This is a genomic window from Nautilia sp., from assembly GCF_053994455.1.
The window spans coordinates 1-26,853 of record NZ_JBMYAU010000054.1 but is presented as its reverse complement, the minus strand read 5'-3'; the positions used below and the strand labels follow the sequence as shown (position 1 = coordinate 26,853).

The window sequence follows — 26,853 nt, the reverse complement described above, 5'->3', positions numbered from 1 at the left end:
TATATCATAAAGGCTATGAATATATGAGAATTGGTATTATATGAAAAATAAAGAAAGCATAAAACAGCTTTGTGGGTATGAATGGATTATTGAAGGTTGGAATAAATGCTTAAATATGTAAGATTTGTTTCGGGGATTGGTATTAGATGAAAAAAACAATTGGATTTGTAATAATACTTTTATAGAAAAACTTGAAACTTTTACCAAAATAACTAACAAACATATTAATGTTTACTTGCTTGCTCTATTAAATGAGTTAAAAGAAAAGATTTATTTTGATAAATTAGAATTTGATGAAGACTATGGTTATGTAGAAAATTACTATAATTTTATTAAAATATCTTCTAATTTTGTTATTTATAAAAATAAAAAGTATGATTTATTTGGTAAAAAAGATTTTATAAAAGAGATTATGAAAACTAAATAATTATAAAATAATAAGTAATAAGTAAAAATTATTATCTTTTTGATAGAATAATAGAAACTCTAATTTTCTTTTTTAATTAATTGCCAGTTAAATTGTCAGTAAAAATCCGCCATAAACGACTGACACTTACCTCGTTTATTTTTGAAAGATACCGAAATTACGGAGTTTTTGAAGTGATGGCGGAGCCGACGGGACTCGAACCCGCGACCTCCGGCGTGACAGGCCGGCATTCTAACCAGCTAAACTACGGCTCCTCATTTAAATGGTGGTCGCTGCAGGGCTCGAACCTGCGACCCCCAGCTTGTAAGGCTGGTGCTCTCCCAACTGAGCTAAGCGACCCTGGGTCTAAGTGCTTTTTGTGGCGTCCCCTAGGGGATTTGAACCCCTGTCGCCGCCGTGAAAGGGCGGTGTCCTAGACCCCTAGACGAAGGGGACAGATGGTGACCCGTGTTGGATTCGAACCAACGGCCCTCTGCTTAAAAGGCAGATGCTCTACCGGCTGAGCTAACGGGTCGACTTTTTTCACAACCTGTCGTTGTGGACTGAAATTATACGAAATAAGTTTTTTTATGTCAAGTAAATTTAAAAAAAAAGAAAAAAATTTACTGTTTTTTTATTTTTTTTATAATTTTGATTATTTCTTTTTTATTTATATTGTGCCTTTGGTTGTTATATATATTTTCTTCAAGCAGTTTCAGAATTTTTTCTATTTCAGGGTGGTTGGAATATTCTAAAAGAAGATTGAAAAGCTCTTTTTGATTGGCTTTTTTTATTTTTTTTATAGTGTCTTCGCTTTGTCGGTCCGTTTTGTGTTTTATTAAAAAAGTAACAAGCACACCCGTAATTACGCCTATAATAAAAGTGATTATCAGCAGTGCGTAGCTGGTCTTCGTTTTATAAATTATTTTTTCTTTGATTTTGTTTTTGGTTTTTTGCGCTTCGAGCGGTTTTTTCATACTTTTTTTTATTTTTATGTAGAGTCTGTTTGTTTTCACCGTTTCGGTTTTTCCGTTGAAAGTTTTGAACTCTACGGACGGAACTACGATGTCCTTGTTTGAAATTATTGTGTATTCTTTCGTGTATGTTCCGCATAATCTGCTGTTTTGCACGAACGTTTTTATCTGCGGTGTGTTTTCGTAAACTGTCGCTTCGGGTATATTCAGTTTAAAATCGGGCAGATCATAAAAATCCCCGCACCCTTTTATGTTCAGAGTAATTTTTACCGGCTCTCCCGCTTCTGCCTGTGTTTTGTCCGCACTGAAGTACGCTTTGAACGAGCCGAAAACGGTGTTTTTCGGTATGTCGGATATGTTGAGTTCAACGGAATTGGAAAATATGTTTGTGTATTTTAAAGATGATGTGACCATATTGAAAAACGGATCGTTAAAAGGCGTTTGTGTACTCAAATACCCCACTTTGGCTAATATCGGGCCTATTTTATATTTTCCGGATTTTTGAGGTATCAGTAAAAAAGAGTATTCCGTAATGTCAAAACCGTTGTTTTTATATTCTTTTTTTGAAAGCTGTTTCGTAACGAAATCGTTGAAATTCGGTTTTTGTATTTCTATGCTCTGAGGGGAGGTGTCTTCTTTTTGAAAAAATTTTATTTTAAATACAATAGCTTCTCCTATGTACGCTTTATGCCTGTTTACATACAGTTTCAGTTTGAAATCGCTGTTTTTGCTCTCTTTGGGTTTTTTAACGGTTATTGCTATGGGGTCCGTTTTATATGTTTTCGAATCGACCTTTATTGTAAACGAAGGAATCGTCACACTTTTCGTAGGGAAAAAAATATAGCTCTTCGACATACTTTCTTGCATGTTTCCGTTTAATATGGTTATGTTTTGAGTTACGGCCGTTCCCTGCACCGGGAAGCCTTCTATATCTTTAATATCGGGAAATTTTATTTTGTTTCCGGTGGCTTCTATGGTAAAGACGACCTCTTCACTGGGAAATACGGTTTTTTTGTTTACATGAACATTTACGTATGCAAAAATAAGCATAGGAATCAAAAGCAGTATTTTTTTCATTCGTTTCCTTTTAATGGGATTAGCAGAGTGTTAAAATTCAGTGATTTTATCTGTTTTTCATAAAATTTCATTCTTATGTCACTGGTGTTTGCATCCCTTGTTTTTGCAAATTCTTTTTTTTCTATTTTTTGTTTGAAAGGTTTTTTGTTTTTAAGCGCTTTTTCTTTTGAGGCGTTTGTTTGCTTATGTTTTGTTTTGGCGTTTTGTTTTTTTTCATTGTTTTTTGAAGGGTGCCGTTTTTTGGATTTTTGTTTTTGTTTTTCTTTTTTGTTTTTTGCAGACGTTTTTTTATTTTGTTGTTGTTTTTGATTTTTAGATGTCTGTTTTGAAGATTTTTTCTTTTTCTGCAACAGTTTTTCAATCAATTTTAAATTGTAGGCCGCATCTTTGTCTTTTTTGATTTTTAACGCCTTTTTATACGATTCAATCGCTTTTTTATATTGATGTAAAAGCGCATAGGCGTTTCCTTCGTTGTAATATTTTTGAAATTGTAAATCTTTTTCATTGATTTTATTGTAAAGTGTAATCGCTTTTTTGTACTTTCCCGCTTTATAATACGAATTTGCGGCGTTATATAGCGCTTTTTGCGAATTCAGTTTCATATACTCCTCGGCCGCTGAGAGATATTGTCCGTTTTTAAAATATTCGTCGGCTTTTTTTATTGTGAAATAGTCGAATGCGAAAAGTTTTAAAACAATCATAATTAAAACTATTTTTTTCATCCGTTTCTCCTAAGAGGGAAAAATATAACGAAAAACATAATCATTATCCCGAGAAAAAGGGGATAATAAAACAGTTCGGTTTTGTCTTTTATTTTTATTTTTTTGCTTTTTGACGCGTTTAAACGTTTTGAAAGTTTTATTATATTGGAATTTGAATACTGTGCGTTAAACACGTTTTTCGCGTTTATGTGCCGGCTGTTGCATAAATAGACGAACACATTTTTGTTTTTAGGCGTATAAAGTTCGGATGTGAAAATAACGATTTTCGGATTTTTTACGAGATTTTCGGCTGTGTTTATCATGTTTTTTATATCCGGTGTCGGAGTTCTTTTCATTTCCTTTAAGTTCGTGTGTTTGAGAAGGTATGTTAAAGAGCCGTAATCCTTTGTCGGAGGGGAGACAAGATACGTATTTCTGTCGAAAAGCAACAGAGCCGTGTTTTGCGTACCCAGGTTGTTTATAAGATCTTTTATTTTTGTTTTTGCAAACTTTTCCCTGTCAGGGTATAGATCTTTGCTGTCCATCTGCCGCGATATGTCCAGTGCGATCACTAAGTTTTGCACCGGGGCTTTTATGGTGACGTATCCGTTGATAATGACGGGTCTTGCCAAAGCAGTTATAAACAGTACGAATGCGGCTGTTAAGAGATAAAATTTTGTTTTTTTGGGAATTTTGCCCTTTATTGTTATTTTTTCGGCCGTTTCTTTTGAAAAAGGGAGTTTTTTGCTTTTTATGAAAAATAAAAACGCAACGGGAAATAAAAATAAAAAAGCGTAAATATTTAAAAATTCCATATGTTTTTCCTGTATTGGAATAAATAGATTAAAAACAGTATTAATGCACCGATCAGAGGATAGTGAAAATAATACCGGTTTATTATGTGAATGTCTGATTTGATTTTTGTTTTTGTCAGTTTGTCGATGTCTTTATAGATGTCGTTTAAATCTTTCAAAGAGGCTGCAATGTAAAATTTTCCTTTTGTGGCCCGGGCTATTTTTTTTAGAGTCCTAAAATCGGCGTCACCTCCTATGGCTACGGCAAACACTTTTATATGTTCTTTTTTCAGTTTTTTTAAAACGATATCAAGAGGCGTTATACTTGCGTTGTCCATACCGTCTGTTAACAAAATGATTATTTTTTCGCCTTCGGCGTTTTTGAAAAGGTTTGACGAAAGAAACAGGGCGTCGTAAATGGCCGTTTTGCCGCCGGCTATGGAGACGTATATTCTGCTTAGTATCTCTTTAAACGTTTTTTTGTCGAATGTCAAAGGAGAGGCTATATATGCAATGTTTCCGAAAACGACAAGCCCTAAAGCGTCGTTTTTTCTTTTCTCGGCGAAATTGAGACTTACGGCCTTAGCGGCGTCTATTTTGTTGAATTCCGCCATTGAACCGCTGGTATCGATATCTATTACCATATTGTAGCCCTTTTTATATGTATTTGTTAAAATTTTGCTTTTTACAGGCGAGGATAGCGCTAACGAAAGCAGAAAAACTATTAAAAATTCCAGCGGTGAAAATCTGTTTTTTACCGTTGCAAGCACGCCGGCATTAGGAAAAATTATCCTGTCGTCTTCCGGTGTGAAAAAATATTTTAAAAACAGATATACAACGGGTAAAAGCATAAAAAACGGATATTCGAGACTCATTTTATTTCCTCTGTGAATTTTTTTATTTTTAAAATAAGCTCTTCGCTTAAATCCTCCACTTCAGGTTTGTATTTATGGTTTTCAAGTTCTTTGCATATTTCTTCGTAAAGTTTTTCGTTCGTTTCGTTTACGAAATGTTTTGCATATTCTTTGAATTCGTAGGCGGTTTTTTTCGGATTGTTAAATTCAAGGTTTTTCAGTTTTGTAAGATAAGGGTTTTGTTTTCTGTTTTTTAACAGAAAATATATTAATAAAAAGAGTAAAACGGCTGCTACGACGGAAATTCCCACCGCTGCGTAAAAACCGTAATCCGTTATTTCGGCGTTCGGTTTGATGTCTTTTAACTGCTTTAGTAAATCCATATCCTACCTTACAAGTTCGGCTATTTTGTAAACCGGTTCTTCATCCGTGTAAATTTTTGTAAAGGGAATTTTGTGTTTTTTGCATTCGGATATAAGTTTTTTATCGTTTTGCATAATATATTTTCGCAGTGTTTTTACCGAAGATTTTGAAAAATTCACATTGACGAAATTAAAACTCACCGGATCCACCAGCTCCACATACCCCCTAAAAGACGGGTTTTCTTCGAATCTGTCTCTTACTATTACCGCGTACGTTTCATGTTTTAGATTTTTAAGCGTCACGGGCTTGAAAAAATCCCCTATTACAAACAGCAGGGATTTTTTATATTTGTTTAAAAAATCTATGTCCCTTTGGGAATAATCCTCTTTTAAATAATCCGTATTCAGGGTGTATTCGACATATGAATAAATACTTTTTTTGTTTTTTGTCGGTTTGAATATTTTTTTGTTTTTTCCGAGAAATACACACTCGATTTTGTTGTCTTCGCTGAGTGCGGCGAATGAAAGGGCAGCTATTGTTTCGGCTATAAGCTCCGTTTTTAAGCGTGACGTTCCGAAGAAGAGGCTTCCGCTTTTTAAAACCGCTATGATAATTCTCAACTCCCTTTCCTCGTCATATTCCTTTATTAAAGGTTTGTTGATTTTTGCCGAGGCTTTCCAGTCTATTCTTTTTGCGTCTTCTCCGTATGTGTATTCCCTGAATTCTTTGAAATCGAGTCCGTTGCCTTTAAATTTGGACAGATTCCTGCCGAGTAAAGCCCCGTATATTCTTTTTTTTGTTTTTAAAACGATTGCCTTGGCTTTCATGGAATGTCTATCGCCTTTACAATGTCGTTTATAACTTTCTCAACCGTTATTTCGTCTATTTCGGCTTTATAATTTAAAATTATCCTGTGTCTTAAAACGTCTCCCGCCACCTTGATAATGTCAAGGGGTGTTACGTAGTCTTTGTTCTGAATCATTGCGTAAGCTTTCGAACAGTTGTACATTGCGATGGTGGCCCGGGGGCTAACACCGTATTCTATATATTCTGCGGTTTGTATTCCGTATTTTTCAGGCTCCCTCGTTGCGTGCGATATTTTCGCTATGTATGTCAGAAGCTGTTCGTCCATATGGATTTCTTTGAGTTTTTTTTGCAGATTCAAAATGTCGTCAATGGTTGCCACTTGTTTTACTTTTCGGGAATTTTGGGCTTTTACTATAAGCACTTCCTCTTCTAACGTGTTGTATGTTACGTTGACTTTCATTATAAACCTGTCGAGCTGGGCTTCGGGGAGAGGGTAGGTACCTTCCTGCTCTATCGGGTTTTGTGTGGCTATTACCAAAAAAGGAGGTGTTATTTTAAACGTTTCGCTTGCAATGCTCACCTGCATCTCCTGCATCACCTCCAATAAGGCGCTTTGCACTTTCGCCGGTGACCTATTTATTTCGTCTGCTAATAAAAGGTTTGTAAATACGGGTCCTTTTTTTATTTCGAAATCGTTTGTTTTAGGGTTGTATATTTCTATACCGATTATGTCGCTCGGCAGCAGGTCGGGTGTGAACTGAACTCTTTTAAAATCGAGTCCTACGGTTTTGGACAATGTTAAAACACTTTTTGTTTTTGCTATTCCCGGAACGCCTTCTACAAGCAGGTGCCCTCCGGTTATAAGGGCTATAAGCATAGAGTCGATAAGGTTTTCATGACCTATTATGGTTTTGGATATTTCATTTTTTATTTCCTGAAGTATTTGCATAACTTCCTCTTTTTTTTGTTTTATAATACCTCAAATGGGTTAAAAATAAGTGAAAGATTTGCGGCGGTTTTAATATAATATGAATGTTGTTGGTGTATAATAGCGATAAAAAAGGAGTGTTATGAAAAAATTGTTATTGATTTGGACGATGGGGGTTTTGTTTTTTACGGGTTGTACTCAGATGTATAATTCCAACGAAGTGGCCCTGAATGACGTAAATGTCGTTTACACGTATAAAACGGGAACCGTTGAAGGGGTGAAAAAGGTCGTTATCAAAGACGACGGAAGCGGGGTTATGACGGGAGCTGTTACCGGAACGGTTTTGGGAGGTCTTTTCGGCAACGGGAAAGGAAATGTCCTCACAACCCTTATAGGCGGTCTTACGGGTGCTTATGCGGGATACGAGGCGGATAAGGCAAACGGAGAGGAACTTTATATAAAACTTGACGACGGCAGGGAAATAGTCGCCATCGTAAAAGGAATAAACATTAAAAAAGGGGACAGGGTGAGAATCGTACTTGACGGAAACAGGATTATAAGGGTTGAAAAAATATGATTTTTAAGGTTTTCAGCACGAAAAGGGAGATAAGGGAGTTTATAAAATCGAAAGAGGACGTTTTTTTACCGAAACTAATTACCATAGGCGAATTTTTAGACAGGTGCATGGTGGTAAAAAACGCCTCTTTGATAAGTGGTGATCTGAAAAAAATATATCTTTACAGGGCGCTTGAAAACATAGACGTGCAAAAACTCGGAATAAAAAAAGATTTTCTCGATTTTTTTAAAAACAGCGAGTTTATTTTTTCCTTTTTCAATGAAATATATCTCGAAAAGCGGAAAATAGAGGAGATAGAAACCGCGGATACTTATTTGGAATACGAAGAACATCTTTTAATATTGAAAAATCTCTATTACTCTTATAAAGAACTCCTGCATGAAAACGGACTTTACGACAGGATAACGGTTGAGGAATATGAAATAAACGAAGGGTTTTTCGAAGGAGTTAAAAAAGTGGAAATAAATCTAAGCGGGTATCTTCCGAAATTCGATTTGGAAATTCTTTCGAAAATACCCGTTGAGGTTGAAATTGTTTTTACGCTTACACCTTATAATAAGCGTCTTATAAAAAAAATGTTCGGAATTTCTAAAGAAGGTGAATACAGGTTTGATTTTCACAATAAAAAAGTTTTGGATTTCAAACCTTTAAAAACCGGCACGGATGTGAAAATCGAATACTTTTCTGACAGAATGGAAGAGGTCGCTTTTGTGTTTGCAAGTATTGAAGAAATGGTCAGCAGCGGCATATCCCCCGATAAAATAGCCGTAGTACTGCCCGATGAGCGTTTTAATGAATATCTGCAGCTGTTTGATATACACAACAACCTAAATTTCGCCATGGGCGAGAGCTTTGTGTATTCTGATATTTATATTATGCTCGAAGCCGTATATAAGTATATAAACGAAAAAGACGAAACTGCTTTGAAAAAAGCCTACGATGAAATTAAAGAATTTGAAAAAATAAACTCTTTTGAAGAAGTGCTCGAGTTTGTTCTAAAACACGCCAACGTTAAGGAAAGAAAGATTCTTGACGAAGAAATTTACAAGCTCTCTAAAATAAGGGAACTCGCCTCTTTTTCAAAAGAGAAAACACTTCATTTCATACTCGAAAGATTTAAAAACCTTACGTTTGACGATGTGGGGGGAGGAAAAGTGACCGTAATGGGTGTGCTTGAAAGCAGGGGAATGAAATTCGACGGTGTCATAATCGTCGATTTCAACGACGATTACGTTCCCAATGTCGGGGACAAAGACTTTTTTTTGAATTCCTCCATAAGAAAACGTACCTCCCTTCCGACAAGAGCGGATAAAGAGGATCTTCAGAAAAACTATTATTACAATATTCTCATAAATTCGAAAAAAGCGAAAATAGCGTATGTTAAAAACGAAGAAAAAGAAGCGAGCAGGTTTTTGTACGAACTCGGACTTGAAAGCGGGAAAAACAGGGATGAATATTACAGGCATATTTTGTTTAACGATAAAAAACCAGGTTTTTACGAGTATGAACATATTTTCGAACTTCCTAAGATCCTAACACCCACAAAAATGAAAATCCTTTTGGAATGTCCTATGAAATATTATTTCTCTTACGTTCTTAACGTTAAAAACGATGAAAAAAAAGAATATTTCGGCACGAAGCTTCATAATGTGTTAAAAGACGTTTTAAAAGAGCCGGTATCTTCGGAAAAGGAATATTTTGAAAAAATAATGGAATCCCTTTTGAAAAACGCCGATAAAAAAGAAACGTTTGAAATAAAAGCTTTATGGGAAGATAAAATTAAAAAGTTCGCATATAAGGATTTTAAGGAGCTTGACGGGCCGGTTTTGACCGAACATCCTTTGGAAGAAAAAAAATATAAAAATTTTATTTTACAGGCGAGGGCGGACAGAATCGTCGGAAAGAAAATATACGATTACAAAACGGCTTCAAACCGTGATTATTTGAAAGATATGACACAGGCGGAGTTTTACAAGTTTTTAATGCCCGAGGCGGAAATATATTTTTGGGATCTTAATAAAGCGGAGCTTATAAAAGTAGAACCGGATATGGAAAATTTTAAAAACAAAATAAACTCCCTTGTTAATTTTACGAAAAGAAGCGAAGATAAAAAGATTTGCAAATACTGCGATTACAGGTTCGCCTGTTTACACTTTGAATCTTGAGACTTCTTTTTTCAGTTTCGAAAATGTTGCGTTTAACGTGTTGGTGATGCGGGATATCATATCGGCTATCGAAACGTTTTTAGTCGATATTTCGGTCAGTTTATCCGTATGTGTCATAAGTTGTTTGGCTTCAAAAGCCATTACCGTAACGTTTTTGGTGGCGTCTTTTGCGTAAGAGATGTTGTCTTTGTTCATTTGCAGTATTGTTTCCAGCTGAGAGGTGATATCGTTTGTATATGCGGCTAAAGTATTCATTTTTTCCGAGTTTTTATTGATTTCCGACGAAGTGGTGTTAATGGTCTGGGTTATCGTTTTTATAATGGTTTCGATATTCGTGAGCGAATCCGCGCTTTCTTCTGCGAGTTTTCTAACCTCGTCCGCAACAACCGCGAACCCCCTTCCGTGCTCTCCCGCTCTTGCGGCTTCGATTGCGGCGTTTAGAGCCAAAAGCTCTGTCTGTTCTGTAATACCGGAAATGATTTTCAATACGTTTTTTATTTCTTCGGTCTGTGAGTTCAGATTGTTTAAAAGGTCGTTCAGTTCTTTTTCCTTGTCGTTTATCTGAAGGATTTCTTTTGAGGTTTTAATAAGCGAGAGGCTGAAGTTTTCTAGGAATTCGGCCGTTTTTATCAGGGTGTTTGTAGTGGATGCGACCGAAGCTTCCGTTTTGTCTAAATGTTTGGCCAGAATATCGGAAATTTTGGATATTTCCCCGGCTTCTATATCGGTTTCTTTAATGGTTGATTTTAAATTTAAAACTATTTTTTCAAGTTCCTGCGTATTTTTTGAAACGATGTCGCTTGAACGTTTTATGTCGGTTATAACCTCTTTTACGTTTGATATGAATTTGTTTATATATCCGGCGGCTATTTTGATTTCGTTGTTCTGTTTTATATGAATCTGTTTTGTCAGATCCCCGTCTCCTTCGCTTAGCTCTTTGGAGATGGAAATATATTCGTTTATAGGGCCTATTACGTAATATTTAAGCAGATAATAAGCGGCAATCTGAATGACGACGGCGATTATCAGGTGTTCGGTGGCCGTGGATAAAAATTTTTCCGGGGTTTCGAAATATGTGTATAAAAGCAGAATAAAGCTTGTAAGCAGGTTTATTCCGAGAAGCTTCAGGTTGAAATCTTTTACTATAGAATGCATTATATTTTCCTTACTTTTAGAGTGTTTGTAAGATGCAGCGCCTCAAACAGCTCGTAAAGAGTGTCGTCGTATACGTTTACGGTAACGCTGGTTCCCTCGTCGTTCAGTCTTAAAATTTCCCCTATTACGCTCGAAGGCAGGGAGAAGGATTTTATATTCAGCGTTATCTGCGGTTCGTTTTCTTTCGAGCTTAAAATCCTTATCAGGTTTTCTACGTCCGAAATGGTAACTATGGGGGAATTTATGTTGATTACGTTTCCTTTTGTTTCCACATTCATTTTACACCTTTAAAAATATTTTTATGGCCGTGCCGTTTTCGTTAAAAAAAAGTCCGTAAGAGAGATGTTTTATAATTTTAATACCCCTTCCGTGATATTTTTTATAATACGCGTCTTTAATGGTCTGTACGTTGAACCCTTTTGTGTTGTCGAAATATTCTATTTTGACCCATTTGTCGTTTTTACTGATTTTAATTTTAGCGAAAAAAAAGAAATTTGTATCTTTTTCCTTAGGAAAATTTCCTTTTTCTTTCAGTTTTTCCTTGTTTTTTATTTTCAATACGGAATGTTCGTAAGTGTTGGTGAGTATTTCGTGCAGAATAAAATGGATTGTTTGTATCCGGGCTATGTTTTTAACGTACAGTTTTTGGAGAAATCTGTCTATGTTTTGCTGTTTCAAGGGAAATTTTTCTTCAAAAACGGTTTGAAACCCGCTCTCTTCCCTGTTTATTAAAATCATACACATATCGTCGTTTTGGTGTGAGTTTTTATTAAAATCGTCTAAAAACTCTTTTAAAAAAGTTACGGAACGAAAAATTTCTTTAAGTCTTTTGAAGTAGATGCTTTTTTTGTATTTTGATTCGAATATTCCGTCGCTTGAAATAAGGATTTTATCTTCCCGCTTTGTTTTTGTAATTTCAATTTTGTCCGTATGCGCCCTTATAGGAAGGTTGTTGGCGGTTAATATGCCGGAATCTGTGAGTATCGGCGGATTTCCGAAATTTGCATAATACAGAGAATCTTTTTTTATGTATACCAGGGTTGCGCATAAAATTTCGTTTTGCAGAAGTATCGTCTGTACATAATCGACAAAATCTTCCACAAGTTTTTCGAAATTAAAATCGTTGTATTCCACGGCCTTTTTTATCGAATGTTTTAAAAAGGCAAGAGCGTTGAACGATGTCAGTGATGCGCTGATCCCTTTTCCCATTGCGTCAATAATACTTAAAAAATATGAATCGTCCGAAAGTTTTTTTGTGTGAATCGTGTCGCCGGTGAGCAGGTCTTTTGGTGAAAAATACGTTTCGAAAAGTGTTTTGTCCTCAAAAAACATTTCCAGTTCGTTTTTCATTATTTTATTCTGTTTTTGATGTATTATTTTTTCCTCGAACTGTTTATATTTTAAAATTTTCTTAAATTTTTCCTTTTGTTCGCATTCTTTTTTTATATATTTTCTGAGTGTTTTTATCGTGTTCAAAAGAGCCTGCAGATCTACCGCGTTTATATTTTTTTCTATAAAGGAGTCAAACCCTTTTTTGAGGGCTTTTTCTTTTAAGCCCGGATCTGAGTCGGAAGTGATCATTATTTTGTAAGTGTCGGAAAGAAGATCTTTTATCTGTTCCAATACTTCGAACCCGTCGGAGTTTTTCAGGTGGTAGTCTATAAAAACGATGTCTATATCTTTGTTTTTTTTGCAAAATGATATGAACTCTTTTTCCGTTTTGAAAAAACGGTTTTCTTCGAATCCCATTTTTGCAAGCGTTTTTTTAAAATAGGACAAAAAAGTTTCACTGTCGTCTAATGTAACGGTTTTCATTTTGTCTCCGTAAACTTTTTAAGGTTTACATATTTTAACATATAAAAAGATTTTATGATATAATTTTAAATCAAGTGTCTGGCACTGTGTAATATTTTTGTCAGGTTTTTAAAGGAGGTAATATGGCAAGAAAACCGAGGGTTAACGATCCGGGATTTTATCATATAGTAAACAGGGGTGTTAACGGGACGGAAATATTCAATGAAAAGGAGGATTTTTTTAAATTTTTGGAGCTTATGCTTAAAACCAAATATGATTATAAAGTCATTTTCCATGCTTTTACAATACTTCCGAACCATTATCACATACTTCTTGAAACCACGCTTGAGAATCTCAGCGAGGCTATGAGGTTTTTAAATTCCGCATATGCGGCTTGGTACAACTATAAAACCGGAAGAGTCGGGCATTTATGGAAGGGCAGGTTTGAAAGCTATATGATGTTTGATCAAAACCACTGCTGGAAAGTAGTTAAATATATAGAAAGAAACGCCTTAGCCCTGTTGCTTGTGGAAAATATTGAAGATTACGAGTATCAGTCTCTGGCTCTCAGACTCAAAAAAAACAAATTCGGGGAAATAATCGAAGGGAGTATGATTTTTCAAAAACCGCTTGAAGAATATGTGGAGTGGCTGAAAAAACCTCTTGAAAAATTCGAAATAGAAGAGATATACGACGAGCCGAAAATTATTAAAGTTGACGGCGAACTGAAAGTAATAAGAAAAAAAATTTCCGATTTTTTTGAAGAGTACGAAGAGAAAAAAGACGCCATAAAAGCTGCTAAGGAAGCTGGTTACAAATATACGGAAATAGCGCGATATCTCGGAGTGAGCAGCGGTTATATAAGCAAAATATTAAAAAGCGAATAATATAATACTTACACCGCCCCGGCCGTGGCCGGAATGCGGTTTTTTTCGCTCAACGCCCGTTTATGGAGAAAAAAGCGGGAAATTTTTTAAAGTTTCGAGGCCACCAATTCCGCAAGTTCAAGCACTCTTCTTGCGTAACCGAATTCGTTGTCGTACCAGGCGAGTATTTTTGCTTTGTTGCCGTCGACGACCATAGTGGAGAGCCCGTCTATGATACTTGAATGCGGATTGCCGAGAATGTCGCTTGAAACAACTTCGTCGTAAGTGATTTCAAGTACGCCTTTGAGTTTTGAGGACGCATATTCTTCAAAAGCTTTGTTGATTTCCTCCGCGCTCGCCTCTTTTTTAAGCACTACCGAAATGTCGGTTACCGCTCCGTCAGGTGTTGGGACCCTTAAAGCCATTGCATTCATTTTGCCTTTAAGTGCCGGGATTACTTCCGTTGTGGCTTTAGCCGCTCCTGTTGTGGTTGGGATTATGTTTATGGCTGCGGCTCTTCCCCTTCTGTGTTTCCCCGGTTTTTTTCTGTCGATTGTCACTTGGCTTGAAGTGTATGAATGAACGGTGGTGATAAGCGCGCTTTCTACACCGAAGACTTCTTCGAGCACCTTCATTGCGGGGGCTAAAGAGTTTGTCGTACATGATGCGTTTGAAATTACATGATGGTTGTCCGGGTCGTATTCTTCGTGGTTTACACCGAGCACTACCGTTTTATCCACTCCTTTTCCCGGAGCGGTGATTATTACTTTTTTAGCGCCGGCGGTTATGTGTTTTGCGGCGTCTTCCCTTTTTGTAAATTTACCGGTGGCTTCGAGAACGATATCTATATTCATGCTTTGCCAGGGAAGTTTTTCAGGGTTTCTTTCGCTCACTATGGCTATTTCTTTTCCGTCTATTATTAGGGAACTGTCTGTATATTCTACACTTGCCGGGAATTTTCCGTGAACCGAATCGAATTTTAACATATACGCCAAATCCTCCGGGGTTCCGCTTCCCCCGTTAGCAACAACTATGTCTATGTTTTCGGGTTTTTTAGTTACATAGTGCCAAAGAACCATTTTACCGATTCTGCCGAGTCCGTTAATCGCCACTCTTTTTTTAGACATAACTTATCCTTTTTTTTTATGTAATTATATCAAAATATGTTTATTGTATCCTTCGGGATGTTAATCTGTTTGTTGAATTTTCTTTTTTAGAGGGCGGTTGTTTTTTTAATGGACAAAAAGCCGACATATTTGATACAATTATTTAACAAACGTAAGGATTTTGCCAAAATGAAGAAATTTTTTATATTTATATTTATTGTTTTTGTTAAAGCGGGCTATTTTACCCCCATTCCTTTGAAAAACGATGCGAATATGTTAATAGCCGAAATAGGCAAAAGGATTTTTTTTGATCCTTTTGTTTCGAAAAGCGGAAAAATCGGCTGTTATACCTGCCATATACCTAAAAACTATTATACAAACCACATAGCGACTCCCACGGGCGTCGACGGTTATGTGTTCAAACGCAACACACCGACTCTTTTAAACATCAGGTATAATTATTATTTCGAATGGGACGGCAAATACAAAACATTGAGAAAATGTGTAAAAGAAGCTCTTGAAAACAGGCACGAAACCGACATCACCCCTGAAAGAATAGCGCAAAAACTGAAAAACACAGAGTATGAGAAACTATTTAAAAAAGCTTTTAAAAACGGTCTGAACGGTCAAAACGTTTTAACCGCTCTGAGCGAATATATAAAAACCCTGACCACCCCGGGCAGTAAATTCGACAGATTTTTAAGAGGGGAGGGGTCTTTAAGCGAAGAGGAGCTGAAAGGATATGAGCTGTTTGTGAAAAAGGGGTGTGTGGCCTGCCACAACGGGGTGCTGTTAGGAGGTAACTTAATTACCAAATTCGGTTTTATGAAAGAAAGGAAAACCGACGATTTGGGAAGATATTACGTAACGAAAAACCCGAAGGACAAATATTATTTTAAAGTTCCGACTTTAAGAAACATTACCGAAACATACCCTTATATGCATGACGGAAGTGTCAAAACGTTAAAAGAGGCCGTTGAAATAATGCTTAAATTTCAGCTTGAAAAGATTTACACCGAACGCGACGTGGAGCTGATTATTGAATTTTTAAAAACCTTAAAAGGCGATTTACCCGATGATAAAAAAAATTAAACTGATAGCTTTAATAACAGGGGTTATATTTTTTTTCATACTTTTTCTGTTTTTCGAAATTAAACATTTAGAAAGCGAAAAGATTAAATACGACGAATTTAAAAATAAGCTTTACAAAATAGAGTCTTTGAATAAAAATCTGAATTTTTTCATATTCGGGGAAAAAAAGGTATATAATTTGGATAAAGTCAACAGCAACATAACTTCCGTAAAAAACTGTTTTGAAGAAATTAAAAAGAACTCTTTGTATTATATTTACAAACGCGACATAGAGGGGTTGGAAAAGGCTTTTTTAAAAAAAGAAGCGCTTATTGAAAGGTATAAAGCCTATAACGCCATTAACCTCTCGACAGTCGTTTATTTGATAGATTTGGCTAAAAAATTTGATTTAAAAAACGACGAACTGAGAAAAAAAATAGATTTTGACATTTTCAGTCTTTTCAAAACCTATCTCGGATTGAACGTAAATAACGTAATATCCAAAAACGCACATATTTCCGGGAATCTCGGGATATTCTACGATTTTTTAGTAAACCTGAAAGAAAAACTTAACGAAATAAACGAAATAAGAGAAAAAATTAAAGATTTGAAATTCGACGTCAAAATTCAGAATTTCATAGAAAAATTTGAAAAAGACGAAGAGAGCAAATTCGAAACGACCGAATATATTTTAAAAATACTCCAAAGCGTTTTTGTAATACTGCTTTTGATTTACATATATATATTTATTAAAATTTTTACGCTTCAGGAAAAACTTTATGTTTTTAAGCTGATGGTTGAAAAAAGTGACAATTCCGTACTTTTGATTTCCCCTTCTTTTAAAGTTCTGTTTGCCAATGAGATGTTTTATAAAAAAAGCGGTTTCAAGCCGGAAGAGATTATGGGAAAAAACGCTTTTACGGTGTTGAAATCCATGTTTCCCGAAAAGGTTTTCGAACGGATAAAGTTTCACCTGCATAACAAAACGGGATATAAAACAATTACAAAAACCTATAGCAGGGGTTTTCGTAAATTTTACGAAAAAATCGTGCTGTTGCCCATATATCAGGAAAAGGAGTTTTTAGGGTTTACTTTTTTAAAATCTGATTTGACGGAAGAAGTCAAAAAACAAAAAGAGCTTGAATATTTAGCGTATCACGATGCGTTAACCGGACTTTACAACAGGGAAAAATTAAAACAGGATATAAAAAAATGTAAGAGGGAATATTGTCTTTTTTATATGGATTTAGATGAATTCAAACTGATAAATGAAAGTTTTTCACACGATTTCGGGGACGAAGTTATAGTAAACGTTGCTAAAACACTTAAAAAATACTCTAAATACGTTTACAGAATCGGAGGGGACGAGTTTGTCTTTATAGGTTTTGAACAGCCGGAATTTACGGCTGAAAATGTTTTACGGGATTTAAAAAAAATAAATTTTAACAAAAAGATAATAGAACTGAGCGTGAGCATAGGAATCGTCAAAAACGATTTTAAAGATTACGAAACACTTTTGAATCTGGCGGAATACGCTTTGAAAGAAGCCAAAAAAAGCAGGGAAAAATTTGTATTGTTCAACGGTGAAATGTACGGAAGGATAAAAAGAGAGATAGAAATTATAAAACATCTCCCTTCGGTGATAAAAAACGGGGAGCTTTATGTAAAATATCAGCCTAAGATAAATACGAAAAACATGAGTGTTTATTCCCTCGAAGCGCTTGTAAGGTGGAAAAACGAAACGTTAAACGAAGTTTTTCCGGATGAATTTATACCGTTAGCGGAGGAAAAAAACTATATTACCGAAATAGATATGTATGTTTTAAACCGCGCGTGTGAAGACTTTAAACTGTTTAAAAACATATACCCTGATCTGCAGACCGTATCAGTCAACCTCTCGGGTGTCGATTTGATTGATAAAAACATAGTGAGTAAAATAAAGGATATTACTGAAAAATACAATATAAAACCCGAAAACATCGAATTTGAAATTACGGAAACCTCTCTTATAAAAAATATTGAAATCTCGAAAAAAATACTGAAAAAATTAAAAGACGAAGGGTTTAAAATAGGAATAGACGATTTCGGAACGGGATATTCTTCTTTAAGCTATATCGTTTCTTTAAATCCGGATATTATTAAAATAGACAAAACGTTTGTGGACGAAATGGAAAAAGACGGCAATAAAATCGAAATGATTAAGATTATCAAATATATATCCGAAAAACTTAATTTAGAGGTTGTGATAGAAGGGGTGGAGAGTGAAGAACAGCTTGAAATTTTAAAACGAATGAATCTTTTTAACATACAGGGTTATTTTTTTTCGCGCCCTTTGGAAAAAGAGCGTCTGATAAAATTTTTAAAAACCTGCTGTAAAGAGTGAAAAGATTTGCTGTGTTTAGCCGCTGCCGTTAGTTATGATATTTTGTTTTTTTATAAAATTATAGTATAATTACGCCTCAAAATTTAAAAACGCCTCCTTGCTCCATAAAGCAGGGGCTAAAAAGCCAAAAGGAGAATTTATGAGCTTAAGACATTACGAAACGATGTTTATATTAAAGCCTACTCTTACAGACGAAGAAAAGGCGAAAAACATCGAAAACATTCAAAACGCCATTAAAGAAAACGGCGGTGAAGTGGCGGCACTTGATAAAATCGGTGTAAGGGAACTTGCATATCCGATTGCAAAATTTGAAAGAGGTGATTATTATATAGTTTATTACAAAGCACCGGCAAGCGCGGTACTTGAACTTGAAAGACAGATGAGATATAATGAAGATTTGTTAAGGTTTATGACAGTTAAATATGAAAACAAAAAAGAAATCAAACGCTGGGAAGAAATGGTAAAAAATGTATAATAAAGTTATCCTCGTAGGAAACTTAACACGTGACGTAGAACTGAAATATACACCTACGGGAACAGCTATCGCCAAATTCGGACTGGCTACAAACAGAACGTTTAAAGACAGTGTAACCGGGGAAAACAGACAGGAAGTGATGTTTATTGACATTACGGTTTTCGGCAGAAGCGCGGAAATAGCGAACCAGTACTTAAGAAAAGGCAGAAGAGTTCTGATTGAGGGCAGACTTGTGCTTGATCAGTGGGTTGATGGAAGCGGACAAAAACGCAGCAAACATTCTATAGTTGCAGAAAAAGTGCAGTTTATGGAGAATAAAAACAGCGGGGATGAAGGCGGATACCAACAAGCCGCACCTTCATATACTAAGCAGCAGCCGGCGGCACAGCCGCAGATGCAACAGACACAAAATCAAAACAATATACCGTCAATCGACATAGATGACGAAGAAATACCATTTTAAAGGATAAATAATGGCAGCGGATCCAAAGAAAAAATACGGAAAAAAAAGATGTAAATACTGCGAAATGAAAGTGGATTTCATCGGATATAAAGATCTTGACTTAATTAAATATTCTCTATCCGAGAGATATAAAATTATGCCAAGAAGACTTACAGGTACTTGTAAAAAACACCAGGATATGGTTACTAAAGCTATTAAAAGAGCAAGACAGGTCGCACTTATACCTTACGTAGTGGACAGACACAGAGTAATCGAAAATCCGTTTGACGCAATCAAACCCCTAAAAACAAAATAATCCCTCTTTCGGGGTTATACCCCAAAAACAAAAGGCTGATTATGGCTACCGTTTATCTTCACAAAGAAAATCTTTTTGACAACCTTGACAAAATTTCAAAAATTAATCCTAATATTTTAGCGGTAATTAAAGACAACGCATACGGACACGGAATTATAAATTTTTCTAAAATGCTTAAGGAATGGGGTGTCAAAAAGGTCTGTGTTAAAAACAACGACGAAGCGGAAGTGGTTAAAAACCTGTTTGATGAAATAATTATATTTTTCCCGCACACGGGAAGAAGCGCCAGAAATTTTTCATATTGTATAAACTCCTTAAAACAGCTTAAAAAAAACAGACACCCTTATATTCATTTAAAAATAGATACCGGAATGCACAGAAACGGTGTTTTAGCGGATGAACTTGAAAAAGCTTTGGAGATTATTAAAGAAAAAGAATTTGAGTTAAGAGGCGTTTTTACGCATTTTTGCTGTGCCGATGAGACGGCGAACGATATGTTTATACAATATGAAAGATTTAAAGATGTTAAAAACAGAGTTGAAAATTTTTGTAAAAAAAATGAAATGAAAATCCCGTATTTTCATATTGCAAACTCGTACGCACTTGACAAACTTCCCGATACGTTCGATTACGTAAGGCCCGGAATTGCGTTATACGGCGGGATTGAAGGATATAAACCGGTAATGGAGCTGAGAGCTGATGTATTATCAAGCAGAGTTTTAAAAAAAGGATGGGGCTGCGGTTACAATAAAATGTATATGAGCGGCGAAGATATTGAAATTACAACCGTTGATGTAGGATACGGGGATGGGCTTCCTTATTTTAAAAACGGGTGCAAATTAAAAAACGCCGAAGCTGTTGGTAAAATATCAATGGATTCTATGATTTTGAAAGGGTGTTTTGAAAAAGAGGTTGTTGTGTTTGACGATGTAAAAGAGTTTGTGAAAAATTTTAATACCATTACATACGACATACTCGTAAAAATTTCCCCGCGTATAAAAAGGAAAACGGTTTGACACCAATCAGCGTAACACAGCTTAACAATCAGATAAAAAGCATAGTCGAATCGCATTTTGAAATAGTGCTTGTGGAGGGTGAAGTCAGCAAGGTGGTGTATCACTCTTCGGGACACCTTTATTTTACGCTTAAAGACGAAAACTCCTCCGTAAACTGTGCTATGTGGAGAAGCAATCTCGCACGTATGAAATTCAGACTAAAAGAGGGTGAAAAAGTTTACGTTTACGGGGCTTTGAGCGTATATGTCCCGAGAGGCGAATATAAAATAATAGCGCAAAGTATTGAGCCCAGCGGAATAGGGGCGCTTCAAAAAGCGTACGAACAGCTAAAAGAAGAACTCGGCAGACTCGGGTATTTTGACGAAAGCAAAAAAAAGCCTGTTCCGAAATTTCCAAAACGTATAGCAATCGTAACTTCCGCTACGGGGGCGGCTCTTCAGGATATGCTTAGGATTGCCGGTAAAAGATGGCAGCTGACGGAAATATATCTTTTCAACGCCCTTGTGCAGGGAGACGGGGCGGCGGAAGACATTGCCATGAAAATAAAGCTTGCGGATGAATTTGTTTTTGAAGACGGAAGCGGATTTGATTTGATAATAATAGGAAGAGGCGGAGGAAGCAAGGAAGATTTGTGGCCTTTTAACGAAAGGGCCGTGGCGGATGCTGTTTATAACGCATCCACTCCTATTATTTCGGCTGTCGGTCATGAAATTGATTATTTAATAAGCGATTTTGTTGCGGATGTGAGAGCGGCAACCCCGAGCAACGCCATGGAAATCGCTCTTCCGGATAAAAACGAAATACTTTTAACACTGGATGAGATGAAAAACGCTTTTGTTTATAAAATATCCCATCTTATCCAAAAAAAAGAAAGAGAACTTATTCATATAAAAGAGCTTTTAAACGCATCCTCACCTGTCAAAAAGCTTGATATGAAACTGCAGGAATGTGAGCTTCTTTTAAAAAGGTTTAACCATTCGTATTTAAATCGGATACAAAAAAAAGAAAAAGAATTGGATGAACTTAAAAATATACTTTTTTTACTCTCTCCCGCAATGAAGATAAACTCTTTTGAAAAAGAGATAGAACTTTTAAAAAGCACTTTTAAAAACAAAACGGCTCAGATTATCTCTTCTAAGGAAAAAGAACTTACCAACCTTAAAAACGCCTATGAAACACTCAATCCAAAAAAAAGGGAAAAAAAAGGCTTTGCGGAAATAACGAGAAACGGCAAACGCATAGATTTAAAAGAGTTACAAATAGGGGATGTTTTCGATGTAAGCAATGCGGAGATTTTGATAAAATCGAAAGCCCTGGGGAGAATTGAAAGCTAAAATAGCCTTTATAATCCGGCTTCTTTAAGTGCTTCGGCCTGATAATGGGCGATTAGCGGATCTATGATTTCATCAAACAGCCCTTCGCTCATAATCTGTTCGAGCCTGTAAAGCGTGAGTCCGATTCGGTGATCGGTTATTCTGTTTTGAGGGTAATTGTATGTTCTGATTCTTTCACTTCTGTCACCGCTGCCCACCTGACTTTTTCTGGCTTCCCCGATAGCGGCTAATCTTTCATTTTCAAGTTTTTCGAAAACACGCGCTTTTAATATCTGCATTGCTTTTTCTTTGTTTCTCTGCTGGCTTCTTTCATCCTGCATGGAGACGGTTATTCCGGTGGGAATATGGGTCATTCTCACGGCGCTTTCCGTTTTGTTGACGTGCTGTCCTCCTGCCCCTCCGGCTCTCATAACTTCTATTTTAATGTCTTTGGGATCAAGCTCTATGTCAACATCGTCAACTTCCGGCATAACGGCAACGGTTACGGCCGAAGTGTGGATTCTGCCCTGTGATTCGGTTGCGGGAATTCTCTGGACCCTGTGTGTGCCCCCTTCGTATTTAAGCTTCGAATAAACGCTTTCGCCTTTAATCAGCAATATTATTTCTTTATATCCTCCCGCATCGCTTTTGCTTTCGCTGACGATTTCGACTTTCCAGCCTTTGTTATCGGCATATCTCAAGTACGCCTTAAGAAGATCCCCTACGAACAGAGCCGCTTCGTCTCCTCCCGTTCCCGCTCTTATTTCGAGGAAAATATTTTTATCGTCATTTGGATCTTTTGGAAGCAGCAGTATTTTTATCTCTTCTTCGAGTTTGGGGAGTTTTTCTTCGGCTTCTTTTAGCTCTTCTTTTGCAAGTTCCGCCATTTCCGGATCGTCGAGCATCATTTTGGCTTCTTCAACGGTTTCAATCAAATTTTCGTATTCTTTCGCTTTTTCCACTATAGGTTCAAGGCTTCTCGCCTCTCTTGATAGTCTTGTCATTTTTTTAATGTCCTGCGTAATTTCCGGAGAACTGAGCATTTTGTTGATTTCTTCATATTTTTTTACAAACGGTTTTAATTTTTCAAGCAGCATATCGCACCTTTGGATTATTGATTTCCGAATTATATCATTTTTAAAACATTAAATTTTTTTAGTGGGGAGAGAGGGGAAAAAGATAAAATTAAGCTGACGGTTCGATTGATTTTACCAAATGGTGAAGTCTTGAAATTTTTCTTCTTGCGGTGTTTTTCTTTAAAATCCCTTTGTTTACGAAGCTTTGGAATTTTTTGTTCGCCATTTTCCATGCGTTTAGTGCGGCTTCATAGTTTCCTTCAGCTACCGCTGTTTCAACGTTTTTGGTTATTGTTTTAACCCTGGTTCTGTAATATCTGTTTCTTTCGGTTCTTTTTCTTGTTTGTCTTATTCTTTTTTCAGCAGATTTAACGTTTGCCATTTATGTCCTTTTTTGAAACGTATTTTATAAAAATTTGGTAAAATTTGCAAATAAATATTTCATTTTTAAAAGGAGACATATGAAACTTTTTGGAACGGACGGAATAAGAGGGAAAGCGGGAGAGTTTTTAGATCCTTTTTTAGCTATAAAAATCGCTATAGCTTTCGGCAGCTGTTTGAATAAAGAAACCGGAAAAATTTTAGTGGGCAAAGACACCAGAAGAAGTGGTTATATGATTGAAAACGCTGTTGTAAGCGGACTTACTGCGATAGGTTACGAAGTAATACAAATAGGCCCCATGCCGACCCCGGCCGTTGCGTTTTTAACGGAAGATATGAGGTGTGACGGCGGTATAATGATAAGTGCTTCTCATAATCCATATTATGATAACGGAATTAAATTTTTTGACGCGGAAGGCAATAAACTTTCCAGAAATTTTGAGGAGGTTATAGAAACAAGGTTTTTCGAAAACGATTTTCGGCTGAAAACAAAAAATGAAATAGGAAAGAGCAAAAGAATAGACGATGTTATAGGAAGGTATATAGTGCATATAAAATCGTCGTTTCCCAAACATGTAAATTTAAAGGGTATTAGGATAGTCCTTGATACCGCCAACGGGGCAGCATATAAAGTCGCCCCGACCATATTCAGCGAGCTCGGTGCCGATGTGATTACCATTAACGACGAACCCGACGGGTTTAACATCAATCAAAATTCGGGGGCGATGCATCCGGAGTATCTTGCGAGAAAAGTTCTCGAATACAGGGCGGATATAGGATTTGCTTTTGACGGCGACGCGGACAGGCTGGTTGTAGTTGATGAAAAAGGCGAAATAGTGCACGGTGATAAACTTTTAGGGGCACTGGCTTATTATCTTCATGATAAACAAAAGCTTAAAAATAGCGGTATTGCCGTTACGGTTATGAGCAACGGAGCTTTGGAAACGTTTTTAAAAAGGTACGGAATAAAAGTTTACAGAAGCGCGGTTGGAGATAAACACGTTCTTGAACTGATGAAGAAAAAGGATCTGAATTTCGGGGGGGAGCAGTCCGGACATATTATTTTCAGCGATTACGCCAAAACGGGGGACGGACTTGTAAGCGCGCTTAAAGCGGTGGCGTATCTGACTGAAAGCGGTAAAAAGGCGAGCGAGGCTTTTGATCTGTTCGAGCTTTACCCTCAGGTTCAGGATAATCTTCTTGTTTCTTCAAAACCTCCGATTGAGAATATAGAAGGGGTGGATAAAATATTTAATGAAATAGAAAAAGACGGATACAGGCATCTGGTGAGATATTCGGGCACGGAAAACAAATTAAGGCTTCTTATAGAAGGTGAAAACGAAAAAAAAGCTGAAGAGTTTTTAAATAAATTAACCGAATTTTTTAAAAGCAGGCTTTCTTGAAAACGGAGATTTTTAAATTGAAAATATTGAAGTTTCTTATTGCTTTTTTTACTGTTTTCGTAACGGATCAAATAATAAAAATTTTGTTTCTAAGCGGATTCGAATGGCATACTCCTTGCATATCTTTAATACTGGCGGTAAATAAGGGAGTGGCTTTTTCGATGTTTGCTTTTTTGGGGGAATATCTTAAATATATACAGCTTGTTTTAATAGCCGCTCTTTTTTATCTGTTTTTAAAAGAGGGTATCGTTAAAAAGCATCCTTTTGTAAGCGGCATTCTGTTTGCCGCAGCGGTGTCGAATCTGCTGGACAGGTTTTTAAGGGAAGGGGTTGTGGATTATGTATACTGGCACTGCGGTTTTGATTTCGCTATTTTCAATTTTGCCGATGTTTGTATAGATTTTTCAGTTTTAATGTTTGCATATTTTTATTTTTTTGGTAAAATTCCGGAAAAGGTCGCGTAGCTCAGTTGGTTAGAGTACTACCCTGACATGGTAGGGGTCACAGGTTCGAATCCTGTCGCGACCACCATATTCAAATGCAATATAAGGTGTCTGGCACTAATATTGTTTTGTGCTGTTTTTTCTTTTTTTGTCGGTGTATTTTTGTTCAATTTAGTGAGCAGGATTAAAATGTACTTATAGCTTAAACGAAGTGATATAAAAGGAATATTATGAAATTAAATATACAAAACGTCGGGGAAATAGAAATTGAGAATATTGTCCTCGATTATAACGGCACGGTGGCTAAAGACGGAGAGGTGAAAAAAAGTGTAAAGGAATATTTGAAAAAACTGGAAAAAGATTTCGATATATATGTAATCACCTCCGACACGCACGGAAGCGCTGCTGAAAATCTCAACGATACCGGAGTGAAACTTAAGATATTAAAAAGCGCTGAACATACGAAAGAAAAAGAGGAGTTTGTAAAAGCCCTTAAAAAAGTGTTTGCAATAGGAAACGGCAGTAACGACGCTTTAATGCTTAAAGCCGCGGATATAGGCGTATGTGTGATAGAAGACGAGGGTGCGAGCGTGAAATCCGTAATTAACGCCGATATCGTATGTAAAACGATTGAAGACGCTTTTGAACTTCTGATAAAACCTAAAAGAATAGTGGCTACGTTAAGAGAGTGAGTTAATTTTATAATTGTTCATTTTCCGATTTATATAGATAACCTCTTATTTTAGGAGGGATTTTTCGTCAAGTTTTATTTTTTCTTCGTTTATTTTATAAACAATTTGACAATTATCACCTTTTAAAGATTTAGTTTCTAAATCAATGAATTTTGCATAAGGGGATAATTTTAAATCCGATTTTTTGAATTTAATCGAATCGTTTAATTTTTTTTCAAGTTTCTCAATGGCTTTGTCTCTTAGGTATCTGTCTTTTTTCATTCTTTGAGTTGAAAAAGAGAGTATCAGTCTTTGGGAAATATGCTTTTTTAAGTTTTTTTCTTGATTGTTTTTATTTGACTTATTTTTAGGACTGCAAGTCAGTGTTTCATTTAAAATAATCTCTTTGGTATCACTGTCATTTTTAAAGTTTAAAGAAGCTATTTTAGATTTTAAATCCTCTTTTAAAGATTTGATTCTCGCACCGATTATGTATTTGTATCCGTTATTGTCAAGTTCTATTAAATTGCAATTGTTAAGCATTCCCCTGTCGGCTACGATTATCGGTTTATGTTTTAGATTAAATTTTTTCTCAATTGTTTTTAGACTTTCTATTAAGGTATGACCTTCAAATCTGTTTCCCTCATATATTTCATAACCTAATGGATAACCTTCTATCGTAGTTAATAAACCTATCTGAATCTGAGGTCTGTTTAATTTTCCTTCTTTACTAAATCCAATCCTTCTTAAATCGTCTTCACTCTCACTTTCGAAATGTAACGTGGTTACATCGTAAAAAGTTACGATAAGCTGATTGTTTAAAAGTTTTAAAGTATGTTTAAATACACACTTTTCAAGTTCATTTTTTAACTTCGTAAAATAAAGCTTATCAAGCAGTCTGTAAACACTGTAAACAGATATATCGTTTTTTCTTCTGAAAAGTTTCCTGTAGTCTATAAAATATAATTTACTTCCCTGATACAATATCCTTGAAATAACCAAATCTTTGAAATATTCGAATCTCTTTTCAAGCTTTCTGATTTTTACTTTTTTAAAATAATCCTCACATCCTAAATCTTTAATAATTTTCCCGAATATCAACTCTCCGCCGATTGAAAATATGATATCGTTGTCTATATCTATAAACTCTACTTTTTTGCCTAAAATTTCTTCTTTTTCTTCATATAAATCAAATAAAGTAGGCTGTAACTCTTTTAATCTCTCTTTGGCTTTGGAAATTAATAATTCCAATTCAATATTATTTTTGGCACAACCGATAGTTTCTATTACTTTATA

27 protein-coding genes, 5 tRNA genes and 1 pseudogene are annotated in these 26,853 nt (G+C 35.9%); 15 read left to right on the top strand and 18 right to left on the bottom strand.

Going from position 1 to position 26,853, the window contains the following annotated elements; translation table 11 throughout:
- Positions 1-136 precede the first annotated feature (136 nt).
- Complete coding sequence (locus tag ACXJIE_RS03680) at positions 137-427, top strand: hypothetical protein (RefSeq protein WP_456479623.1); 291 nt, start codon at positions 137-139, stop codon at positions 425-427.
- A 177-nt stretch (positions 428-604) separates the two neighbouring features.
- Here ACXJIE_RS03680 and ACXJIE_RS03675 read toward each other — a convergent pair.
- From ACXJIE_RS03675 to ACXJIE_RS03625, 11 genes are all read right to left on the bottom strand, one after another.
- Positions 605-681, bottom strand: a tRNA-Asp gene (locus tag ACXJIE_RS03675).
- A gap of 9 nt (positions 682-690) precedes the next feature.
- Positions 691-766, bottom strand: a tRNA-Val gene (locus ACXJIE_RS03670).
- A gap of 20 nt (positions 767-786) precedes the next feature.
- Positions 787-862, bottom strand: a tRNA-Glu gene (locus ACXJIE_RS03665).
- Between the two features lie 3 nt (positions 863-865).
- Positions 866-941, bottom strand: a tRNA-Lys gene (locus ACXJIE_RS03660).
- Between the two features lie 88 nt (positions 942-1,029).
- Complete coding sequence (locus tag ACXJIE_RS03655; protein WP_456479622.1) at positions 1,030-2,457, bottom strand: BatD family protein; 1,428 nt, start codon at positions 2,455-2,457, stop codon at positions 1,030-1,032.
- Positions 2,454-3,179: a tetratricopeptide repeat protein gene (locus ACXJIE_RS03650; RefSeq protein ID WP_456479621.1), complete on the bottom strand. Its 726-nt coding sequence runs from the start codon at positions 3,177-3,179 to the stop codon at positions 2,454-2,456. The genes ACXJIE_RS03655 and ACXJIE_RS03650 overlap by 4 nt, the downstream gene beginning before the upstream one ends.
- Positions 3,176-3,973: a VWA domain-containing protein gene (locus ACXJIE_RS03645; RefSeq protein ID WP_456479620.1), complete on the bottom strand. Its 798-nt coding sequence runs from the start codon at positions 3,971-3,973 to the stop codon at positions 3,176-3,178. Before ACXJIE_RS03645 ends, ACXJIE_RS03650 begins: the two co-directional genes overlap by 4 nt.
- Positions 3,961-4,827, bottom strand: coding sequence for a vWA domain-containing protein (locus ACXJIE_RS03640; RefSeq protein WP_456479619.1), 867 nt, complete (start codon positions 4,825-4,827; stop codon positions 3,961-3,963). The genes ACXJIE_RS03645 and ACXJIE_RS03640 overlap by 13 nt, the downstream gene beginning before the upstream one ends.
- Positions 4,824-5,189, bottom strand: coding sequence for a hypothetical protein (locus ACXJIE_RS03635; protein ID WP_456479618.1), 366 nt, complete (start codon positions 5,187-5,189; stop codon positions 4,824-4,826). Before ACXJIE_RS03635 ends, ACXJIE_RS03640 begins: the two co-directional genes overlap by 4 nt.
- Before the next feature lie 3 nt (positions 5,190-5,192).
- On the bottom strand, positions 5,193-5,996 hold the full coding sequence (locus ACXJIE_RS03630) for a DUF58 domain-containing protein (protein ID WP_456479617.1): 804 nt from the start codon (positions 5,994-5,996) through the stop codon (positions 5,193-5,195).
- Complete coding sequence (locus tag ACXJIE_RS03625; RefSeq protein ID WP_456479616.1) at positions 5,993-6,925, bottom strand: AAA family ATPase; 933 nt, start codon at positions 6,923-6,925, stop codon at positions 5,993-5,995. Before ACXJIE_RS03625 ends, ACXJIE_RS03630 begins: the two co-directional genes overlap by 4 nt.
- 121 nt (positions 6,926-7,046) lie before the next feature.
- Here ACXJIE_RS03625 and ACXJIE_RS03620 point away from each other — a divergent pair, with 121 nt between their 5' ends.
- A complete protein-coding gene (locus ACXJIE_RS03620) occupies positions 7,047-7,481 on the top strand; it encodes an outer membrane lipoprotein (protein WP_456479615.1) in 435 nt (144 codons plus the stop codon).
- Positions 7,478-9,646 carry a PD-(D/E)XK nuclease family protein gene (locus tag ACXJIE_RS03615; RefSeq protein WP_456479614.1) on the top strand — a complete coding sequence of 723 codons (2,169 nt, stop codon included), beginning with the start codon at positions 7,478-7,480 and terminating at the stop codon, positions 9,644-9,646. Before ACXJIE_RS03620 ends, ACXJIE_RS03615 begins: the two co-directional genes overlap by 4 nt.
- Here ACXJIE_RS03615 and ACXJIE_RS03610 read toward each other — a convergent pair.
- From ACXJIE_RS03610 to ACXJIE_RS03600, 3 genes are read right to left on the bottom strand one after another with little or no spacing between them, the layout of a single operon-like run.
- A complete protein-coding gene (locus tag ACXJIE_RS03610; RefSeq protein ID WP_456479613.1) occupies positions 9,629-10,801 on the bottom strand; it encodes a methyl-accepting chemotaxis protein in 1,173 nt (390 codons plus the stop codon). The two genes, ACXJIE_RS03615 and ACXJIE_RS03610, sit on opposite strands and share 18 nt — an antisense overlap.
- Positions 10,801-11,079, bottom strand: a complete 279-nt coding sequence (locus ACXJIE_RS03605) for a hypothetical protein (RefSeq protein WP_456479612.1) — start codon at positions 11,077-11,079, stop codon at positions 10,801-10,803. Before ACXJIE_RS03605 ends, ACXJIE_RS03610 begins: the two co-directional genes overlap by 1 nt.
- A 1-nt stretch (position 11,080) precedes the next feature.
- Positions 11,081-12,616: a response regulator gene (locus tag ACXJIE_RS03600; protein ID WP_456479611.1), complete on the bottom strand. Its 1,536-nt coding sequence runs from the start codon at positions 12,614-12,616 to the stop codon at positions 11,081-11,083.
- 122 nt (positions 12,617-12,738) lie between these two features.
- Here ACXJIE_RS03600 and ACXJIE_RS03595 point away from each other — a divergent pair, with 122 nt between their 5' ends.
- Positions 12,739-13,482: a transposase gene (locus ACXJIE_RS03595; protein WP_456479610.1), complete on the top strand. Its 744-nt coding sequence runs from the start codon at positions 12,739-12,741 to the stop codon at positions 13,480-13,482.
- Positions 13,483-13,568: 86 nt separating this feature from the next.
- Here the strand turns inward: ACXJIE_RS03595 and gap are convergent, their stop codons facing one another.
- The gene (gene gap / locus ACXJIE_RS03590) at positions 13,569-14,588 is read right to left on the bottom strand and encodes a type I glyceraldehyde-3-phosphate dehydrogenase (protein WP_456479609.1); all 1,020 of its coding nucleotides are present in this window, start codon (positions 14,586-14,588) and stop codon (positions 13,569-13,571) included.
- A gap of 168 nt (positions 14,589-14,756) precedes the next feature.
- Between gap and ACXJIE_RS03585 the strand changes: the two genes are divergently transcribed.
- The 7 genes from ACXJIE_RS03585 (at position 14,757) to xseA (ending at position 21,604) form a co-directional block, all read left to right on the top strand.
- Complete coding sequence (locus ACXJIE_RS03585) at positions 14,757-15,659, top strand: cytochrome-c peroxidase (RefSeq protein ID WP_456479608.1); 903 nt, start codon at positions 14,757-14,759, stop codon at positions 15,657-15,659.
- Positions 15,643-18,021 carry a sensor domain-containing protein gene (locus tag ACXJIE_RS03580; RefSeq protein WP_456479607.1) on the top strand — a complete coding sequence of 793 codons (2,379 nt, stop codon included), beginning with the start codon at positions 15,643-15,645 and terminating at the stop codon, positions 18,019-18,021. The genes ACXJIE_RS03585 and ACXJIE_RS03580 overlap by 17 nt, the downstream gene beginning before the upstream one ends.
- Positions 18,022-18,160: 139 nt before the next feature.
- On the top strand, positions 18,161-18,496 hold the full coding sequence (gene rpsF, locus ACXJIE_RS03575) for a 30S ribosomal protein S6 (RefSeq protein WP_456479606.1): 336 nt from the start codon (positions 18,161-18,163) through the stop codon (positions 18,494-18,496).
- Entirely contained in the window at positions 18,489-18,959 is a 471-nt protein-coding gene (ssb, locus tag ACXJIE_RS03570) for a single-stranded DNA-binding protein (RefSeq protein WP_456479605.1), read from the top strand. The genes rpsF and ssb overlap by 8 nt, the downstream gene beginning before the upstream one ends.
- A gap of 10 nt (positions 18,960-18,969) precedes the next feature.
- Positions 18,970-19,254, top strand: a complete 285-nt coding sequence (gene rpsR / locus ACXJIE_RS03565) for a 30S ribosomal protein S18 (protein WP_015901733.1) — start codon at positions 18,970-18,972, stop codon at positions 19,252-19,254.
- Between the two features lie 41 nt (positions 19,255-19,295).
- Positions 19,296-20,270, top strand: a complete 975-nt coding sequence (locus ACXJIE_RS03560; RefSeq protein ID WP_456479604.1) for an alanine racemase — start codon at positions 19,296-19,298, stop codon at positions 20,268-20,270.
- Positions 20,267-21,604: an exodeoxyribonuclease VII large subunit gene (gene xseA, locus ACXJIE_RS03555; protein ID WP_456479603.1), complete on the top strand. Its 1,338-nt coding sequence runs from the start codon at positions 20,267-20,269 to the stop codon at positions 21,602-21,604. Before ACXJIE_RS03560 ends, xseA begins: the two co-directional genes overlap by 4 nt.
- 8 nt (positions 21,605-21,612) lie before the next feature.
- Here xseA and prfA read toward each other — a convergent pair whose 3' ends face one another.
- Positions 21,613-22,680: a peptide chain release factor 1 gene (prfA, locus tag ACXJIE_RS03550; RefSeq protein ID WP_456479602.1), complete on the bottom strand. Its 1,068-nt coding sequence runs from the start codon at positions 22,678-22,680 to the stop codon at positions 21,613-21,615.
- An 88-nt stretch (positions 22,681-22,768) separates the two neighbouring features.
- Positions 22,769-23,041, bottom strand: a complete 273-nt coding sequence (gene rpsT, locus ACXJIE_RS03545; RefSeq protein WP_456479601.1) for a 30S ribosomal protein S20 — start codon at positions 23,039-23,041, stop codon at positions 22,769-22,771.
- Positions 23,042-23,120: 79 nt separating this feature from the next.
- Here rpsT and glmM point away from each other — a divergent pair, with 79 nt between their 5' ends.
- The 4 genes from glmM (at position 23,121) to ACXJIE_RS03525 (ending at position 25,578) form a co-directional block, all read left to right on the top strand.
- Positions 23,121-24,443 (top strand): phosphoglucosamine mutase, encoded by a 1,323-nt coding sequence (gene glmM, locus ACXJIE_RS03540; protein ID WP_456479600.1) that lies wholly within the window; start codon positions 23,121-23,123, stop codon positions 24,441-24,443.
- A 17-nt stretch (positions 24,444-24,460) separates the two neighbouring features.
- Positions 24,461-24,907, top strand: coding sequence for a signal peptidase II (gene lspA, locus ACXJIE_RS03535; RefSeq protein WP_456479599.1), 447 nt, complete (start codon positions 24,461-24,463; stop codon positions 24,905-24,907).
- Positions 24,898-24,974: transfer RNA gene (locus ACXJIE_RS03530), tRNA-Val, on the top strand. Before lspA ends, ACXJIE_RS03530 begins: the two co-directional genes overlap by 10 nt.
- Before the next feature lie 142 nt (positions 24,975-25,116).
- Positions 25,117-25,578 (top strand): HAD family hydrolase, encoded by a 462-nt coding sequence (locus tag ACXJIE_RS03525; protein WP_456479598.1) that lies wholly within the window; start codon positions 25,117-25,119, stop codon positions 25,576-25,578.
- Between the two features lie 60 nt (positions 25,579-25,638).
- On the opposite strand, the pseudogene ACXJIE_RS03520 reads toward ACXJIE_RS03525, so the two are convergent.
- A pseudogene (locus ACXJIE_RS03520) lies at positions 25,639-26,853 on the bottom strand (IS1634 family transposase); the annotation flags it as partial.

What these genes read in the sequence shown, in the direction of transcription:
- ACXJIE_RS03580 (WP_456479607.1), top strand. Translation starts at nt 15,643, where the DNA reads ATGATAAAAAAAATTAAACTGATAGCTTTAATAACAGGGGTTATATTT.
- ACXJIE_RS03600 (WP_456479611.1), bottom strand. Translation starts at nt 12,616, where the DNA reads ATGAAAACCGTTACATTAGACGACAGTGAAACTTTTTTGTCCTATTTT.
- ACXJIE_RS03620 (WP_456479615.1), top strand. Translation starts at nt 7,047, where the DNA reads ATGAAAAAATTGTTATTGATTTGGACGATGGGGGTTTTGTTTTTTACG.
- ACXJIE_RS03525 (WP_456479598.1), top strand. Translation starts at nt 25,117, where the DNA reads ATGAAATTAAATATACAAAACGTCGGGGAAATAGAAATTGAGAATATT.
- ACXJIE_RS03560 (WP_456479604.1), top strand. Translation starts at nt 19,296, where the DNA reads ATGGCTACCGTTTATCTTCACAAAGAAAATCTTTTTGACAACCTTGAC.
- ACXJIE_RS03635 (WP_456479618.1), bottom strand. Translation starts at nt 5,189, where the DNA reads ATGGATTTACTAAAGCAGTTAAAAGACATCAAACCGAACGCCGAAATA.
- prfA (WP_456479602.1), bottom strand. Translation starts at nt 22,680, where the DNA reads ATGCTGCTTGAAAAATTAAAACCGTTTGTAAAAAAATATGAAGAAATC.
- rpsR (WP_015901733.1), top strand. Translation starts at nt 18,970, where the DNA reads ATGGCAGCGGATCCAAAGAAAAAATACGGAAAAAAAAGATGTAAATAC.
- ACXJIE_RS03630 (WP_456479617.1), bottom strand. Translation starts at nt 5,996, where the DNA reads ATGAAAGCCAAGGCAATCGTTTTAAAAACAAAAAAAAGAATATACGGG.
- gap (WP_456479609.1), bottom strand. Translation starts at nt 14,588, where the DNA reads ATGTCTAAAAAAAGAGTGGCGATTAACGGACTCGGCAGAATCGGTAAA.
- ACXJIE_RS03605 (WP_456479612.1), bottom strand. Translation starts at nt 11,079, where the DNA reads ATGAATGTGGAAACAAAAGGAAACGTAATCAACATAAATTCCCCCATA.
- ACXJIE_RS03655 (WP_456479622.1), bottom strand. Translation starts at nt 2,457, where the DNA reads ATGAAAAAAATACTGCTTTTGATTCCTATGCTTATTTTTGCATACGTA.
- ACXJIE_RS03650 (WP_456479621.1), bottom strand. Translation starts at nt 3,179, where the DNA reads ATGAAAAAAATAGTTTTAATTATGATTGTTTTAAAACTTTTCGCATTC.
- ACXJIE_RS03640 (WP_456479619.1), bottom strand. Translation starts at nt 4,827, where the DNA reads ATGAGTCTCGAATATCCGTTTTTTATGCTTTTACCCGTTGTATATCTG.
- ACXJIE_RS03615 (WP_456479614.1), top strand. Translation starts at nt 7,478, where the DNA reads ATGATTTTTAAGGTTTTCAGCACGAAAAGGGAGATAAGGGAGTTTATA.
- rpsT (WP_456479601.1), bottom strand. Translation starts at nt 23,041, where the DNA reads ATGGCAAACGTTAAATCTGCTGAAAAAAGAATAAGACAAACAAGAAAA.
- glmM (WP_456479600.1), top strand. Translation starts at nt 23,121, where the DNA reads ATGAAACTTTTTGGAACGGACGGAATAAGAGGGAAAGCGGGAGAGTTT.
- ACXJIE_RS03645 (WP_456479620.1), bottom strand. Translation starts at nt 3,973, where the DNA reads ATGGAATTTTTAAATATTTACGCTTTTTTATTTTTATTTCCCGTTGCG.
- ssb (WP_456479605.1), top strand. Translation starts at nt 18,489, where the DNA reads ATGTATAATAAAGTTATCCTCGTAGGAAACTTAACACGTGACGTAGAA.
- ACXJIE_RS03595 (WP_456479610.1), top strand. Translation starts at nt 12,739, where the DNA reads ATGGCAAGAAAACCGAGGGTTAACGATCCGGGATTTTATCATATAGTA.
- ACXJIE_RS03625 (WP_456479616.1), bottom strand. Translation starts at nt 6,925, where the DNA reads ATGCAAATACTTCAGGAAATAAAAAATGAAATATCCAAAACCATAATA.
- ACXJIE_RS03610 (WP_456479613.1), bottom strand. Translation starts at nt 10,801, where the DNA reads ATGCATTCTATAGTAAAAGATTTCAACCTGAAGCTTCTCGGAATAAAC.
- rpsF (WP_456479606.1), top strand. Translation starts at nt 18,161, where the DNA reads ATGAGCTTAAGACATTACGAAACGATGTTTATATTAAAGCCTACTCTT.
- ACXJIE_RS03585 (WP_456479608.1), top strand. Translation starts at nt 14,757, where the DNA reads ATGAAGAAATTTTTTATATTTATATTTATTGTTTTTGTTAAAGCGGGC.